A 15404-nucleotide genomic window follows, 5' to 3' on the forward strand; every position below is an offset into this window, starting at 1 on the left:
CGCGGGAGGAAGCGTGCGATATCTGGCAACATGGTTGTTATCACTGGCGGTGCTTCTCACCGCCGGATGTGGCTGGCACTTGCGTAATACGACGCAGGTGCCGGGCAATATGAACACAATAATCTTTGATTCCGCAGATCCGAACGGTCCTCTTAGCCGTGCTGTACGTAATCAGTTGCGGTTGAATGGCGTGGAACTGGTGGAGAAAGGCTCGTTGCGTAAGGATGTGCCTTCCCTTCGCCTTGGTGCTATGACTCTCGCACGTGATACTGCGTCTATCTTCCAGGACGGACGCACTGCGGAGTATCAGTTGGTGATGACAGTTGACGCCAGCGTGCTGATTCCGGGCCATGACATCTACCCGATCAACACCAAAGTGTATCGTTCGTTCTTTGATAACCCACAGACGGCGCTGGCGAAAGATGCTGAACAAGACATCATCCTTCAGGAAATGTACGACAAGGCGGCAGAACAGCTGATTCGCAAACTGTCTAGCGTACAAGCGGCAGATAACGAGAAAAACCCGCCGTCCGCGCGTCCTGCGGCGAAACCGGGTAGCTAATGCTTAAGTTGTATCCGGAACAACTCCGCGCGCAGCTCAATGAAGGGCTGCGCGCGGCGTATTTACTGCTCGGTAATGACCCTCTTTTATTGCAGGAAAGCCATGACGCCGTACGTCAGGCGGCCTTCGCACAAGACTTCACCGAACATCACGCTTTCACCATTGATGCCAGCACGGACTGGGATGCTATCTATGCGATCTGCCAGGCGCTCAGCTTGTTTGCCAGCCGCCAGATACTGTCATTACAGTTGCCGGAAAATGGCCCTAACGCCGCGCTCAATGAACGGCTCGCCATGCTGGTGGGCCTGCTTCATGATGATCTGATATTGATTGTGCGTGGCAATAAGCTGACGAAGGCCCAGGAAAATGCCGCCTGGTATACTGCTCTGGCCAATCGCAGCGTTTCGGTCAGTTGTCAGACCCCGGAGCAGGCCAATCTACCCCGTTGGGTTGCCGCGCGTGCGAAGCAGAATAACCTGCAACTGGATGATGCCGCGAATCAGCTGCTTTGCTATTGCTACGAAGGTAATCTGCTGGCCGCCGCGCAGGCGCTGGAAAGACTGGCGCTGCTCTTCCCGGACGGTAAGCTGACGCTACCACGCGTGGAACAGGCCGTTAACGATGCCGCTCACTTCACGCCATTTCACTGGGTAGACGCCCTGCTGGCAGGGAAAAGTAAACGTGCGCTTCATATACTGCATCAGCTTAAACTCGAAGCCAGTGAACCGGTTATCCTGCTGCGTACTATCCAGCGTGAGCTGACGTTACTGGTGACGCTAAAACGGCAGTCTGCCCATACGCCGCTGCGTTCGCTGTTTGATAAACACCGGGTCTGGCAAAATCGGCGCGGCCTTATCGGTGAAGCGCTACAACGTCTGAGCAACGAGCAACTGCGCCAGGCTGTGCATCTGCTTACGCGTATTGAATTGATTGTGAAACAGGATTTTGGTCAGTCGGTGTGGGCAGAGCTGGAAGGACTTTCTCTGCTACTCTGTCATAAGGCACTGGCAGACGTTTTTATTGATGGTTGATATGAATCAGTTGCAGGCACTTTTTGGCGGTACATTTGATCCTATTCACTACGGGCACCTGAAACCGGTCGAAGCACTGGCAAACCAGATTGGGCTGTCACGCGTCATTATCATGCCCAATAACGTCCCCCCCCATCGTCCACAGCCTGAGGCGACAAGCGTACAGCGTAAAGCAATGGTGGAATTGGCGATCAGCGATAAGCCGCTTTTTGCCCTTGATGAGCGCGAACTGCGGCGGGAGAGCCCCTCGTACACGGCGCAAACTTTGCAGGCGTGGCGAGAAGAACAAGGGCCAAAGCGCTCACTGGCCTTCATTATTGGTCAGGACTCGCTGCTAACGTTTCCGACATGGCATCATTATGAAACTATTCTGAACAACAGCCATTTGATTGTCTGCCGCCGCCCCGGTTACCCGTTAGCCATGGAGAATGAAGCCGATCAACAGTGGCTGGAAGACCATCTGACACATAACGCGGATGATTTGCACACCCTGCCTGCCGGGAAAATCTATTTAGCGGAAACGCCATGGTTCAACATTTCCGCCACGCTCATCCGCGAAAGGCTGGAAAGAGGCGAGAATTGCGATGACCTGCTTCCCGCCACGGTACTCGATTATATCAATCAGCACGGCCTCTATCGCTGAGGACGCTATCCAGCGCCTCAATCAGCCGGTCGTTTTCTGACGCGCTGCGTACCGCAACACGGTAGTAACGCGCGTCGAGCCCAGGATAGTTTGCGCAACTGCGAATCAAAATGTGCTGGCGCAGCAGCGCCTGCTGTAGGTCAATACCTGCATCACAGCGCAAGAAGAGATAATTCGCCACGCCAGGCCAGACGGATAACCCTGGCAAATTTTCCAGCGACTGCCGCAAACGCGGTCGTTCCGTGTTGAGCCATTGCCATGTTTCTTTTTGATACGCGCTATCGTTTAAAACCACCTCTCCCGCCAGCGCCGCAAAGGCGTTAATAGACCAGGGCATCTGCTGCTGACGCATGCGGGTGACAAGATGTGTGCTACTGCTGAGCAAATACCCCAGGCGTAGCCCCGGAATAGCGTAAAACTTGGTCAGGGAACGCAGCACCCAAATATGCGGATTGTCCGCCAGATGGGGGATAAATCCGTCGCGATCGCTAAGGAAATCGATAAAGGCTTCATCCAGCACCAGTGTGATGCCGAGCTGCTTACAGCGTGCGGCAATATCATGCATCAGTGAAGCATCTGGCAACAGGCCGGTGGGATTATTGGGAGTGCAAAGGAACAGGCAGTCAACGCCACCGGTGAGTGCGTCAAGAATCGCCCCGGTAATCTGCCAGCCATCCTCTTCACGCAGCGCATAATCGACGATATCACACCCGGAAAGCTGCAAGGCGCGGCGATATTCGGCAAACCCCGGCGTGACGAGCATCACCCGGCGCGGGAGAAGGCCTTTCACCAACGTAAATATTGATTCGGTTTCACCGTTGCCCGCGAGGATCCAGTCAGCGGGAACCTGATGATGTGCGGCAAGCGCCTGATGTAATTGCTGATACTCGGGATCCGGGTAGCGCTCAGCCACGGCAAAATTATTCAGTAAAGCGTGTTTCAATGACGCGGGCATACCTGCCGGGTTGATATTCGCACTGAAATCCAATAAATCCTCGGCTGAAACACCCACCATAGCAGCGGCCTCACGGATATTTCCGCCATGCGCGCTGTGAAATAAAGCCATCTTCTGCTCCGGGCAAAAGCGATATTTTAAACGAAAAGCCACCAGGAATAAGGGTGTAATGATAAACTTCGTGCAGAAAACCGCACGGGAGAAAACAATGCGACTCTGGTTGATTCGACATGGCGAAACCGAAGCAAATGTTGCAGGACTCTACAGTGGTCACTCACCTACCCCGCTAACCGCAAAGGGGATTTCACAGGCGCAAACGCTACATCACCTGCTGCGTGAAGTACCTTTTGACCGGGTGATCTGCAGCGAACTCGAACGTGCGCAACACACGGCAAGGCTGGTACTGAGCGATCGCAATATCGTTCAACACTCAACGCCGTTGCTCAATGAGATGTTTTTTGGCGACTGGGAGATGCGCCACCACCGGGACCTGACACGAGAAGATCCGCAGAGCTATGCCGCGTGGTGTGCCGACTGGCAGAACGCCATTCCTACCAACGGAGAGGGTTTTCAGGCGTTCTCCGCACGTGTACAAGATTTTATCAGCCAGCTCCCCAACTGGGGCCCGGCGGAAAATCTGCTGATCGTCAGCCATCAGGGCGTATTGAGTCTGCTCATCGCCAGTTTACTTAAGATGCCAGCGGCGTCGTTATGGCATTTTCGTGTAGATCAGGGCACCTGGAGCGCAATGGACATCCATGATGATTTCTCCATGTTACGCGTTCTCAACAGCCGCGCGGTGTGGCAAGCGGAGGATTAACGGCCGTTTTTTCACCCGGCACGCCTCTCCCGCGAGTCAGGTCATTGACACACACGGACAGGCTGCTATCCTCCGCACCGCTATCTGCGGCCTTACAGAAATTGTTTTACAAAAATGGCGATGCAATCTCACTCATGGGGTGGGATGATAGCCCACTTTTTAAAAGCCAGGGTCGGACATTTGTCCCGACAATGGTCGTAGTTCAGGTATAATGTCAGGCCATTTATTTACACCGTTTTCATGTACACCCCAGGGGGAACACTTGCAGGGTAAAGCACTCCAGGATTTTGTAATCGACAAAATTGATGACCTGAAAGGTCAGGACATCGTCGCACTCGACGTTCACGGCAAATCCAGTATCACCGACTGTATGATAATCTGCACCGGCACTTCCACACGCCACGTCATGTCCATCGCGGATCATGTGGTTCAGGAATCTCGTGCTGCGGGTATGCTTCCTCTGGGAGTGGAAGGTGAAAATGTCGCTGACTGGATCGTCGTAGACCTGGGTGATGTCATCGTCCACGTGATGCAGGAAGAGAGTCGTCGCCTGTATGAGCTGGAAAAACTCTGGGGTTAATGCGTGAAGCTGCAACTGGTAGCCGTCGGCACAAAAATGCCGGACTGGGTACAAACCGGGTTTACTGAATATCTGCGTCGTTTCCCGAAAGATATGCCTTTTGAGCTGGTGGAAATCCCGGCGGGCAAGCGCGGCAAAAACGCAGATATCAAGCGTATTCTCGACAAGGAGGGTGAACTGATGCTTGCTGCGGCAGGTAAAAATCGGATCGTCACCCTCGATATCCCCGGTAAACCCTGGGATACACCGCAACTGGCAAATGAACTGGAACGCTGGAAACAGGACGGACGTGACGTCAGCCTGCTTATCGGCGGGCCGGAAGGGTTATCCCCCGCCTGTAAAGATGCGGCAGAACAAAGCTGGTCACTCTCTGCGCTGACGCTTCCTCACCCGCTGGTGCGTGTGCTGGTGGCGGAAAGTTTGTATCGCGCATGGAGCATCACGACCAACCATCCTTATCATCGTGAGTAATGACCACCAGGTAAACTAAGCAGCGGATGAAATTACAGAATTCTTTTCGCGACTATTCGGCTGAGTCTGCGCTGTTTGTGCGCCGGGCCCTTGTCGCTTTTGCAGGGATTTTGCTGCTCACCGGCGTGCTTATCGCCAACCTTTATAATCTGCAAATTGTCCGTCATGCTGACTACCAGACGCGTTCTAACGAGAACCGTATCAAACTGGTACCTATTCCGCCAAGTCGCGGCATTATCTACGATCGCAACGGCACGCCGCTGGCGCTGAACCGCACGATCTACCAGATTGAGATGATGCCGGAAAAGGTCGACAACGTTGAGCAAACACTCAATGCGCTGCGTGACGTGGTGGACCTGACCGATGAGGATATTGCTAACTTCAAAAAGGAGCGCTCCCGCTCCCATCGCTTTACTTCGATTCCGGTCAAAGCCAACCTCAATGAAGTTCAGGTGGCGCGCTTCGCGGTCAATCAATATCGTTTCCCTGGCGTGGAAGTAAAAGGCTATAAACGCCGTTACTATCCATTCGGCTCAGCGCTGACGCACGTGATTGGCTACGTATCCAAAATAAACGATAAAGACGTCGAACGGCTGGATAAAGAAGGCAAGCTGGCGAACTACGCCGCCACGCATGACATAGGCAAGCTCGGCATTGAACGCTATTACGAAGATGTGCTGCACGGACAGACCGGTTACGAAGAGGTCGAAGTTAACAACCGCGGGCGCGTGATTCGCCAGTTAAAAGAAGTGCCACCTCAAGCCGGGCATGACATCTACCTGACGCTGGATTTAAAACTGCAGCAATACATTGAAACCCTGCTGCAGGGTAGCCGTGCGGCGGTCGTAGTGACCGACCCGCGTAATGGTGCCATTCTCGCGCTGGTCTCTACGCCGAGCTATGACCCGAACCTGTTTGTCGACGGCATCTCCAGCAAGGATTACACCGCGCTGCTCAACGACCCGAACACACCGTTGGTGAACCGCGCCACGCAAGGGGTTTACCCGCCTGCATCGACGGTGAAACCCTATGTTGCCGTCTCTGCCCTGAGCGCCGGCGTGATCACTCGCAATACCACCCTTTTCGATCCGGGCTGGTGGCAACTGCCCGGCTCTGAAAAACGCTATCGTGACTGGAAAAAGTGGGGTCATGGCCGCCTGAATGTCACCAAATCACTGGAAGAGTCAGCGGATACCTTCTTCTATCAGGTCGCCTACGATATGGGCATCGACCGCCTTGCCGAGTGGCTGACCAAGTTTGGTTACGGTCAGTATACCGGTATCGACCTGGCCGAAGAGCGCTCGGGTAATATGCCAACGCGCGAATGGAAGCTTAAACGCTTTAAGAAACCCTGGTACCAGGGGGACACGATTCCCGTCGGGATTGGCCAGGGTTACTGGACCGCAACGCCAGTACAAATGAACAAAGCGATGATGACGCTGATTAACGACGGCATTGTCAAAGTGCCGCACTTGTTAATGAGTACGACGGAAGACGGTAAACAAGTTCCATGGCAACAGCCGCCGCAAAAACAGGTTGGCGATGTGCACTCCGGCTTCTGGGAAATCGCCAAGGATGGGATGTACGGCGTGGCAAACCGTCCGAACGGAACCGGGCATAAATATTTTGCCGGTTCACCGTACAAAGTCGCGGCAAAATCCGGTACAGCCCAGGTCTTCGGGCTAAAAGCTAACGAAACCTATAACGCGCACCGCATCGCCGAACGTCTGCGTGACCATAAGTTGATGACGGCATTCGCACCCTATGATAATCCCCAGGTTGCGGTGGCAATGATCCTGGAAAACGGCGGCGCCGGCCCTGCGGTCGGTACGATTATGCGCCAGATCCTCGACCATATAATGCTTGGCGACAACAACACTGAATTGCCGTCGGAAAACCCGGCATCAACAGCGGCAGAGGACCAATAATCATGACGGATAATCCGAACAAAAAATCGTTCTGGGATAAAATCCATATCGATCCCGCCTTCTTGCTGATTGTGCTGGCTCTGCTGTTCTACAGCGCGATGGTTATCTGGAGCGCCAGCGGGCAGGATATCGGCATGACCGAGCGTAAAGTCGGCCAGATAGCCATGGGTCTTATCGCGATGGTAGTACTGGCGCAGGTTCCACCACGCGTCTATGAAGGTTGGGCACCCTATCTGTATGTTTTTTGCGTCATCCTGCTGGTCGCCGTTGATGCTTTCGGGGCGATCTCCAAAGGTGCTCAGCGCTGGCTTGATTTAGGCATCGTGCGTTTCCAGCCATCGGAAATTGCGAAAATTGCTGTACCGCTCATGGTGGCGCGTTTTATTAACCGCGACGTCTGTCCGCCATCGTTGAAAAACACCGCGATTGCGCTGGTGCTGATATTTATGCCAACGCTGCTGGTGGCCGCCCAGCCCGACCTCGGTACCGCCATTCTTATCGCTATGTCCGGTCTTTTCGTGCTGTTTTTATCCGGCCTGAGCTGGCGCCTCATCTTAGTGGCCGTTCTCCTGATAGCGGCATTTATACCCATATTGTGGTTCTTCCTGATGCACGATTATCAACGCCAGCGCGTGATGATGTTGCTCGATCCGGAAACCGATCCCCTCGGCGCAGGCTATCATATTATTCAGTCGAAAATCGCCATCGGCTCCGGTGGGTTGCAGGGGAAAGGTTGGCTGCACGGTACGCAGTCGCAGCTGGAGTTTTTGCCTGAACGCCACACCGACTTTATCTTTGCCGTCCTTGCCGAAGAGTTGGGGCTGATTGGTATTTTGATCCTGCTCGGGCTTTATGTACTGCTGATCATGCGTGGCTTATGGATTGCCGCGCGCGCGCAAACCACCTTTGGCCGGGTCATGGCGGGCGGTTTGATGTTGATTTTATTCGTTTATGTATTCGTAAATATTGGTATGGTGAGTGGTATCTTGCCGGTGGTGGGCGTACCGTTGCCGCTGGTAAGTTACGGGGGCTCGGCCCTGATTGTACTGATGGCGGGGTTTGGTATCGTGATGTCGATTCATACCCACAGGAAGATGTTATCAAAAAGCGTATAAGGGGTGCGCAATGCGTAAGCAATGGCCAGGTGTCTGTATAGCAGCAGTATTGCTGGCGTCATGTTCAAGTGATGATGGTCAGCAAAAGACGATGGTCGCGCCGCCTACTCCGGTGTGCAGCGGTCCGGTCGTTGAAATCAGCGGCGCGGAGCCTCGTTTTGAAACGCCGAATCCTTCGGCAAACCAGGATTACGAGCGCGACGGCAAAAGCTACAAAATTGTGCAGAATCCTTCGCAGTTCAGCCAGGCAGGGTTCGCCGCTATCTATGATGCGGAACCTGGCAGCAATTTAACCGCGACGGGAGAAGCGTTCGATCCGTTACAACTGACCGCCGCGCATCCGACGCTGCCCGTTCCAAGTTATGCCCGTATCACCAACCTGGCCAATGGTCGCATGGTGGTTGTACGCATCAACGATCGCGGCCCTTATGGTAACGATCGCGTGATCTCATTGTCACGTGCGGCAGCGGATCGCCTGAATACGTCGAACAATACCAAAGTGCGCATCGACCCGATCATTGTGGCGCAGGACGGTTCCATGTCCGGCCCGGGTACGGTTTGTACCACTATCGCGAAGCAGACCTATGCCCTGCCAGCACTTCCGGATTTAAGCGGTAATGGCGCGTCACAACCACAGCCTGCTCCTGATAACGTGCGTATGGTCAGCAATTCGACGCTGAAAGGGGACGAAAACACAAAGCCAGTAAGTAGCGGCGGTTTCCTTGGGGCGCCGACGCCGCTGCATGCTGGCGTACTTGAGGGCAGCGAAGCCGTTGCGCCTGCGGTGACGACGCAGACCACGCCCCCCGTTGCCGCTGCGCCAGTGGTAGCGGCCCCGGTAACACGCACCGCACCTGTGACGGCGCCGATCACCGCGCCAGGTTCAGTACAGGGCCACGTTGCGACATCAGCCGCGCCGGCGGCAGCCAGTGGAAGTTATATGGTGCAGGTTGGCGCAGTCAGCGATCAAACCCGCGCACAACAGTACCAGCAACGCCTGGCCCAGCAATTTTCTGTGCCGGGCCGGGTGGTACAAAACGGCGCTGTGTGGCGTATTCAGCTTGGACCATTTACCAATAAGTCGGACGCCAGTGCATTACAACAGCGTCTACGAAATGAAGCGCAGTTACAGTCTTTTGTGACCAACGCGCAATAACAGATTTGGCATCTGACTTTGTCAGCCAGTGTAAACAGCATTAACAAAGTCATGCGGAAAGTCGGATGCCTGTCAGAATAGCTTTTGCTATAGTAGGGCACTTTTTTAACTCCATCACGGATGTCGTTGTTCAGACCATGAAGACCACTCTCTCCGTTCGTTTCGTACAGCGCCTGGCGCTCACCACGGCACTCACTGCCGCAACCCTCGGCGCAGCCCATGCCGATGATCTCAACATCAAGACCATGATTCCTGGCGCCCCACAGATTGATGCCGAATCCTGGATCCTCATCGATTACAACTCCGGCAAGGTGTTGACAGAACAGAACGCCGATTCGCGCCGTGATCCGGCCAGTCTGACGAAAATGATGACCAGTTACGTCATCGGCCAGGCAATGAAAGCGGGTAAATTTAAAGACAGCGATCTGGTCACTATCGGCAATGACGCATGGGCGACCGGCAACCCGGTGTTCCGTGGCTCTTCTCTGATGTTCCTGAAACCGGGTATGCAAGTGCCGGTTTCCCAGCTCATCCGTGGTATCAACCTGCAGTCTGGTAACGACGCCTGTGTGGCGATGGCCGATTATGTTGCTGGCAGCCAGGACGCGTTTGTCGGTCTGATGAATAACTACGTTAACGCGCTTGGCCTGCAGAACTCCCACTTCCAGACTGTTCATGGTCTGGATGCTGAGGGGCAATACAGTTCAGCACGTGACATGGCTCTGATTGGCCAGGCATTGATTCGTGATGTGCCAAACGAATACTCCATCTACAAAGAGAAAGAGTTCACCTTTAACGGTATCCGCCAGACCAACCGTAACGGTCTGCTGTGGGATAACAGCCTGAATGTCGATGGTATTAAAACTGGTCACACAGACAAAGCGGGTTACAACCTGGTGGCGTCTGCAACCGAAGGCCAGATGCGTCTGATCTCCGCGGTGATGGGTGGCAGAACGTTCAAAGGGCGTGAAGCCGAAAGTAAAAAACTGCTGACATGGGGTTTCCGTTTCTTCGAAACCGTAAGTCCGCTGAAAGCAGGCAAAGAGTTCGCCTCTGAGCCAGCCTGGTTCGGTGATAACGATCGCGCTTCGTTGGGTGTTGATAAAGATGTATACCTGACAATCCCACGTGGTCGCATGAAAGACCTGAAAGCAAGTTATGTCTTAACCACCAGCGAACTGCATGCACCGTTGCAGAAAAATCAGGTGGTCGGCACGATTAACTTCCAGTTGGACGGCAAAACCATCGAACAACGTCCTCTGGTCGTGCTGCAGGAAATCCAGGAAGGGAATTTCTTCGGTAAAATCATCGACTATATCAAGCTGATGTTCCACCACTGGTTCGGCTAAAAAACGAACACTTGAAAGTGTGATTTCCGTCCCCATATACTAAGCATCTCAAATAAACTCCTGCCCTTTCGGCAGGAGTTATTATTTTTACGCCGGAGCTGACATGAAAACCAATCTCAAAGAACTGCTTGAATTCCCGACTCCCTTTACATACAAAGTGATGGGACTGGCGAAACCAGAGCTGGTTGATCTGGTGGTTGAAGTGGTACAGCGCCATGCGCCCGGTGATTACTCTCCGCAGGTAAAACCGAGCAGCAAAGGCAATTACCACTCGGTATCCATCACCATCACCGCCACGCATATTGAGCAAGTTGAGACACTGTACGAAGAACTGGGCAATATTGAAATTGTTCGTATGGTGCTGTAATTAAGCCAGGTGTTACCGGGCCGCTGGTCGGGTAACACCCTCTCTGTGATATACTCCCCTCACCTTTTCTTCTCCCGGAGATGCTGTTTTGTCTCAGGATACAATCCTAATCCGTAACCTTGGCCTGCAGCCCTACGACCCTGTGTCGGAGGCAATGCATGAATTCACGGAAACCCGCACCGAGAGCACGCCTGACGAAATCTGGCTGGTTGAACACAACCCGGTATTCACCCAGGGCCAGGCAGGTAAAGCTGAGCATGTACTCTCTCCGGGTGATATTCCGGTGATACAAAGCGACCGTGGTGGCCAGGTCACTTATCATGGTCCCGGTCAGCAGGTTATGTACATATTAATAAACCTCAAGCGTCGCAAACTTGGCGTCCGCGAACTCGTCACCGTGATGGAACAAACTGTCATCGATACGCTGGCGGAATTGGGTATTGAGGCTCGTGCGCGCGCCGATGCTCCGGGCGTTTATGTGCAGGATAAAAAGATCTGTTCGCTGGGGTTGCGCATCCGTAAAGGCTGCTCATTTCATGGTCTGGCGTTAAATATTGCGATGGATCTTACCCCTTTTTTACGCATCAATCCTTGTGGGTACGCGGGGATGGAAATGACACAAGTAAAACATTTCGCGCCTGATGCCAATATGGACAAAATAAGACCTGTGCTTATTAGCCATCTTTTAGCACAGCTAAACAATCCGCCGCATATATATACCAGTACTTAATATATGATGTATAACGGCTTGCTTTTTAAGCAAGTCGTTATATATTTCCCCCAGTTATACTTTACAACCGCAACGCTCTTCTCTATTTTCAAAATACCTGCCTGATCAGGTTAATTCGCAACGCGTGGCACCTTTGCTACTACGTCGAATTGCGAATAGCCGGATTAAATTTAAGCTTAATGTCCTGCATCATGCTGAAAACCATCCATAATGATGATATGTGAAGAAAAAAACAGCTTAAATTACACATCACCATAAATAATAAATTCAACTATCATTCATATTGTGAATGATTACGGAGTACAAGCGTGGATTATAATAACTTGCCGGAACAGAGAATAGCCGAGCGCCCCGAAGATGATAAACCGCAAATCTTGAATCGCCACGGGTTTAACAGACACCTCAGAGTCATTTAAGATGGCTTAAAGAGAGGTGCCCATGAGCGGTAAGCGTTATCCCGAAGAGTTTAAAACTGAAGCAGTCAAACAGGTTGTTGATCGCGGTTATTCTGTTGCCAGCGTTGCAACACGTCTCGATATCACCACCCACAGCCTTTATGCCTGGATAAAGAAGTACGGTCCGGATTCTTCCACTAATAAAGAACAGTCAGATGCTCAGGCCGAGATCCGCCGTCTCCAGAAAGAGCTGAAACGGGTTACCGACGAACGGGACATATTAAAAAAAGCCGCGGCGTACTTCGCAAAGCTGTCCGACTGAGGTACGCCTTTATCCGTGACAACTCCTGTTGCTGGCCTGTTCGCCTGCTCTGTCGGGTGCTGGATGTTCATCCCAGTGGTTTTTACGCCTGGCTTCAGCAGCCGCATTCACAACGCCATCAGGCAGACCTGAGACTGACAGGACAGATTAAACAGTTCTGGCTGGAGTCGGGATGCGTCTATGGTTATCGCAAAATCCATCTGGATCTGCGTGACAGCGGGCAACAGTGCGGAGTAAACAGAGTCTGGAGACTGATGAAACGTGTCGGAATAAAGGCTCAGGTCGGATACCGAAGCCCGCGGGCACGTAAAGGCGAGGCCAGTATCGTGTCACCCAACAGGCTCCAGCGACAGTTCAATCCGGATGCTCCTGATGAGCGTTGGGTAACGGACATAACCTACATCAGGACCCACGAAGGCTGGCTGTATCTTGCCGTTGTTGTTGATCTGTTCTCACGCAAAATTATCGGCTGGTCCATGCAATCCCGGATGACAAAGGACATTGTCCTGAACGCACTGCTGATGGCTGTATGGCGGCGTAATCCCGAAAAACAGGTGCTGGTTCATTCGGATCAGGGCAGTCAGTACACAAGCCATGAGTGGCAGTCGTTCCTGAAATCACACGGCCTGGAGGGTAGCATGAGCCGTCGCGGTAACTGCCATGATAATGCGGTTGCAGAAAGTTTTTTCCAGTTGTTGAAACGTGAACGGATAAAGAAAAAGATCTACGGAACGCGGGAAGAAGCCCGCAGTGATATTTTTGATTACATCGAAATGTTTTATAACAGTAAGCGTCGGCATGGTTCTAGCGAACAGATGTCACCGACAGAATATGAAAACCAGTATTATCAACGGCTCGGAAGTGTCTAGATTATCCGTGGCGATTCATCTTCCGAACGTTACGCAATATAGACCTCAATTTATTGACCATCTTTGAGGCAGTATATGTACACAAAGGGATTGTGAATGCCGCGCGAGTGCTTAACCTGACGCCGTCCGCAATTAGTCAATCCATTCAAAAATTACGAACAATATTTCCCGATCCGCTTTTTATTCGTAAAGGCCAGGGCGTGACGCCAACAGCCTATGCGTCGCATTTACATGAGTATATCAGCCAGGGTCTGGAGTCGATTCTCGGTGCGCTGGATCTCACCGGCAGTTATGATAAACAGCGAACCATTACCATAGGCACACCGCCTTCGCTGGGCGCGATTGTGATTCCCGTCATCTGGCAGGCGATCAAAGAAAGCGCACCACATCTGGTAATGCGCAACATCCCTATTCATGATGCCGAAAATCAGCTCAGTCAGTTCCAGACCGATCTCATCATCGATACCAATATCCCGTCGGCACGCACTCTCAGCCATCATGCACTCTATACAGACAGGCTAATGCTGGTGTGTCGCGAAGGGCACCCATGCCTGCGCTCGACGATCAACGAAGATGTCCTGCAACACTATGAACACACCTTATTGATGCTAGAGGGACAAAACCTGAGTGCGTTGCGTCAGCGTGTTCAGGATCTGTTCCCTGAACGTCACGTCAGCTTTAGCAGTTACAATATGTTCACTATCGCAGCACTGATTGGCAACAGCGATATGCTGGGGCTGATGCCGACTCGTCTGTTCAAGCTTTTTAGCGCGTGCTGGCCTCTGGTGGAAATTGATTTTCCGCCAGTCAGTAACGAAAGACTGGATGTTTCTCTGTATTACAACAAGTTAAGCCTTCGTGACCCCGTGCTTGAAAACGTTATCAACGTTATTCGCCGCGCATTCTGAATTCCATATCAGCCTGGCAAAACGGACAATGACCATTGGGCAAAGGGTACAAAACAACAACTATTTTACATTTTGCCGAGTTGCCAGGCTGCTTTCTGCCCTTTATCAGTGCTATACTGCACGTCATTAATTCAAAAATAGTTGATAAATACAACATTCCCTTGAATTGAAACACTTACTTCGTTATCCGCAACTGGAACACGCACGCTATGAGTAAACCCATTGTGATGGAACGCGGTGTTAAGTACCGCGATGCCGATAAAATGGCCCTTATCCCGGTTAAAAACGTGGCAACAGAGCGCGAAGCCCTGTTAAGAAAACCGGAATGGATGAAAATCAAACTTCCGGCTGACTCGTCCCGTATTCAGGGCATCAAGGCGGCCATGCGTAAGAATGGGCTGCACTCGGTTTGCGAAGAAGCGTCCTGCCCGAACCTGGCAGAGTGTTTCAATCACGGCACGGCAACCTTTATGATCCTCGGCGCTATCTGTACGCGTCGTTGTCCGTTCTGCGATGTGGCACACGGCCGCCCTGTTGCACCGGATGCCAATGAGCCGAAAAAATTGGCACAAACTATCTCTGATATGGCGTTGCGTTACGTCGTTATTACCTCCGTAGACCGTGACGATCTGCGCGACGGTGGCGCTCAGCATTTCGCTGACTGTATCAGTGCGATTCGCGAGAAAAACCCCGCAATCAAGATTGAGACGCTGGTACCAGATTTCCGTGGTCGTATGGACCGCGCGCTGGATATTTTGACGGCTACCCCGCCGGATGTGTTTAACCACAACCTGGAAAACGTACCGCGCGTTTACCGCCAGGTCCGTCCGGGTGCAGACTATAACTGGTCGCTGAAACTGCTGGAACGCTTTAAAGAAGCGCATCCGGAGATCCCAACCAAATCTGGTCTGATGGTGGGACTTGGCGAAACCAATGCGGAAATCGTCGAGGTTATGCGTGATCTGCGCCGTCACGGCGTCACCATGCTGACGTTGGGCCAGTATCTGCAGCCAAGCCGTCACCACCTGCCTGTACAGCGTTATGTCAGCCCGGAAGAGTTTGATGAAATGAAAGCGGAAGCGCTGGCGATGGGCTTCACCCATGCCGCATGCGGTCCATTCGTGCGTTCGTCCTACCACGCTGACCTGCAAGCTAAAGGTATTGAAGTCAAATAATGCGGTAATATCTGATTACACTTGCCAT

The 15404-nt window shown here is 52.6% G+C and carries 15 protein-coding genes and 1 pseudogene; 15 read left to right on the top strand and 1 reads right to left on the bottom strand.

Annotation, left to right across the window (positions count from 1 at the left end; genetic code table 11):
• Positions 1 to 13 precede the first annotated feature (13 nt).
• The 3 genes from lptE to nadD are packed head-to-tail and all read left to right on the top strand — an operon-like array spanning position 14 to position 2236.
• The gene (lptE, locus tag ACS0RQ_RS19720; protein ID WP_271850826.1) at positions 14 to 562 is read left to right on the top strand and encodes an LPS assembly lipoprotein LptE; all 549 of its coding nucleotides are present in this window, start codon (positions 14 to 16) and stop codon (positions 560 to 562) included.
• Positions 562 to 1593, top strand: a complete 1032-nt coding sequence (holA, locus tag ACS0RQ_RS19725; RefSeq protein ID WP_271850825.1) for a DNA polymerase III subunit delta — start codon at positions 562 to 564, stop codon at positions 1591 to 1593. The genes lptE and holA overlap by 1 nt, the downstream gene beginning before the upstream one ends.
• Position 1594: 1 nt before the next feature.
• Entirely contained in the window at positions 1595 to 2236 is a 642-nt protein-coding gene (gene nadD, locus ACS0RQ_RS19730; protein ID WP_103245940.1) for a nicotinate-nucleotide adenylyltransferase, read from the top strand.
• Here the strand turns inward: nadD and cobD are convergent.
• Positions 2211 to 3302 (bottom strand): threonine-phosphate decarboxylase CobD, encoded by a 1092-nt coding sequence (cobD, locus tag ACS0RQ_RS19735; protein ID WP_271850824.1) that lies wholly within the window; start codon positions 3300 to 3302, stop codon positions 2211 to 2213. The genes nadD and cobD overlap by 26 nt on opposite strands.
• Before the next feature lie 97 nt (positions 3303 to 3399).
• On the opposite strand from cobD, the gene ACS0RQ_RS19740 reads away from it, so the two are divergent.
• The 12 genes and pseudogenes from ACS0RQ_RS19740 to lipA all read left to right on the top strand — a co-directional run bounded on the left by ACS0RQ_RS19740 (position 3400) and on the right by lipA (position 15376).
• Complete coding sequence (locus tag ACS0RQ_RS19740) at positions 3400 to 4011, top strand: adenosylcobalamin/alpha-ribazole phosphatase (protein WP_079498423.1); 612 nt, start codon at positions 3400 to 3402, stop codon at positions 4009 to 4011.
• A 262-nt stretch (positions 4012 to 4273) separates the two neighbouring features.
• Positions 4274 to 4591 (top strand): ribosome silencing factor, encoded by a 318-nt coding sequence (rsfS, locus tag ACS0RQ_RS19745; protein WP_041852134.1) that lies wholly within the window; start codon positions 4274 to 4276, stop codon positions 4589 to 4591.
• A gap of 3 nt (positions 4592 to 4594) precedes the next feature.
• Complete coding sequence (gene rlmH, locus ACS0RQ_RS19750) at positions 4595 to 5062, top strand: 23S rRNA (pseudouridine(1915)-N(3))-methyltransferase RlmH (RefSeq protein ID WP_271850823.1); 468 nt, start codon at positions 4595 to 4597, stop codon at positions 5060 to 5062.
• Between the two features lie 26 nt (positions 5063 to 5088).
• Positions 5089 to 6990: a peptidoglycan DD-transpeptidase MrdA gene (gene mrdA / locus ACS0RQ_RS19755; RefSeq protein ID WP_041852136.1), complete on the top strand. Its 1902-nt coding sequence runs from the start codon at positions 5089 to 5091 to the stop codon at positions 6988 to 6990.
• Positions 6991 to 6992: 2 nt separating this feature from the next.
• The gene (gene mrdB / locus ACS0RQ_RS19760; RefSeq protein WP_041852137.1) at positions 6993 to 8105 is read left to right on the top strand and encodes a peptidoglycan glycosyltransferase MrdB; all 1113 of its coding nucleotides are present in this window, start codon (positions 6993 to 6995) and stop codon (positions 8103 to 8105) included.
• A 10-nt stretch (positions 8106 to 8115) separates the two neighbouring features.
• Positions 8116 to 9261, top strand: a complete 1146-nt coding sequence (rlpA, locus tag ACS0RQ_RS19765) for an endolytic peptidoglycan transglycosylase RlpA (RefSeq protein WP_271850822.1) — start codon at positions 8116 to 8118, stop codon at positions 9259 to 9261.
• A gap of 137 nt (positions 9262 to 9398) precedes the next feature.
• On the top strand, positions 9399 to 10610 hold the full coding sequence (gene dacA, locus ACS0RQ_RS19770; protein WP_271850852.1) for a D-alanyl-D-alanine carboxypeptidase DacA: 1212 nt from the start codon (positions 9399 to 9401) through the stop codon (positions 10608 to 10610).
• Positions 10611 to 10713: 103 nt separating this feature from the next.
• On the top strand, positions 10714 to 10977 hold the full coding sequence (ybeD, locus tag ACS0RQ_RS19775) for a DUF493 family protein YbeD (RefSeq protein WP_007373847.1): 264 nt from the start codon (positions 10714 to 10716) through the stop codon (positions 10975 to 10977).
• An 88-nt stretch (positions 10978 to 11065) separates the two neighbouring features.
• Complete coding sequence (gene lipB, locus ACS0RQ_RS19780) at positions 11066 to 11707, top strand: lipoyl(octanoyl) transferase LipB (protein ID WP_193795482.1); 642 nt, start codon at positions 11066 to 11068, stop codon at positions 11705 to 11707.
• A 438-nt stretch (positions 11708 to 12145) separates the two neighbouring features.
• Positions 12146 to 13293 (top strand): IS3 family transposase gene (locus tag ACS0RQ_RS19785; RefSeq protein ID WP_085949497.1). Its coding sequence is split into 2 segments (ribosomal slippage): positions 12146 to 12383 and positions 12383 to 13293, totalling 1149 coding nucleotides; the frame shifts between segments, so codons are not numbered across the junction.
• Between the two features lie 17 nt (positions 13294 to 13310).
• Positions 13311 to 14201: pseudogene (locus tag ACS0RQ_RS19790) on the top strand (YbeF family transcriptional regulator); the annotation flags it as partial.
• A 209-nt stretch (positions 14202 to 14410) separates the two neighbouring features.
• Complete coding sequence (gene lipA, locus ACS0RQ_RS19795; RefSeq protein WP_079498387.1) at positions 14411 to 15376, top strand: lipoyl synthase; 966 nt, start codon at positions 14411 to 14413, stop codon at positions 15374 to 15376.
• Positions 15377 to 15404 lie beyond the last annotated feature (28 nt).

The sequence above is a fragment of the Phytobacter diazotrophicus genome, from assembly GCF_052061655.1.
Taxonomy (GTDB): domain Bacteria; phylum Pseudomonadota; class Gammaproteobacteria; order Enterobacterales; family Enterobacteriaceae; genus Phytobacter; species Phytobacter diazotrophicus.

Coding starts and splice junctions, on each gene's coding strand:
- cobD (WP_271850824.1), bottom strand. CDS start 3,302: ATGGCTTTATTTCACAGCGCGCATGGCGGAAATATCCGTGAGGCCGCT.
- rlpA (WP_271850822.1), top strand. CDS start 8,116: ATGCGTAAGCAATGGCCAGGTGTCTGTATAGCAGCAGTATTGCTGGCG.
- ACS0RQ_RS19740 (WP_079498423.1), top strand. CDS start 3,400: ATGCGACTCTGGTTGATTCGACATGGCGAAACCGAAGCAAATGTTGCA.
- mrdB (WP_041852137.1), top strand. CDS start 6,993: ATGACGGATAATCCGAACAAAAAATCGTTCTGGGATAAAATCCATATC.
- mrdA (WP_041852136.1), top strand. CDS start 5,089: ATGAAATTACAGAATTCTTTTCGCGACTATTCGGCTGAGTCTGCGCTG.
- lipA (WP_079498387.1), top strand. CDS start 14,411: ATGAGTAAACCCATTGTGATGGAACGCGGTGTTAAGTACCGCGATGCC.
- nadD (WP_103245940.1), top strand. CDS start 1,595: ATGAATCAGTTGCAGGCACTTTTTGGCGGTACATTTGATCCTATTCAC.
- dacA (WP_271850852.1), top strand. CDS start 9,399: ATGAAGACCACTCTCTCCGTTCGTTTCGTACAGCGCCTGGCGCTCACC.
- ybeD (WP_007373847.1), top strand. CDS start 10,714: ATGAAAACCAATCTCAAAGAACTGCTTGAATTCCCGACTCCCTTTACA.
- holA (WP_271850825.1), top strand. CDS start 562: ATGCTTAAGTTGTATCCGGAACAACTCCGCGCGCAGCTCAATGAAGGG.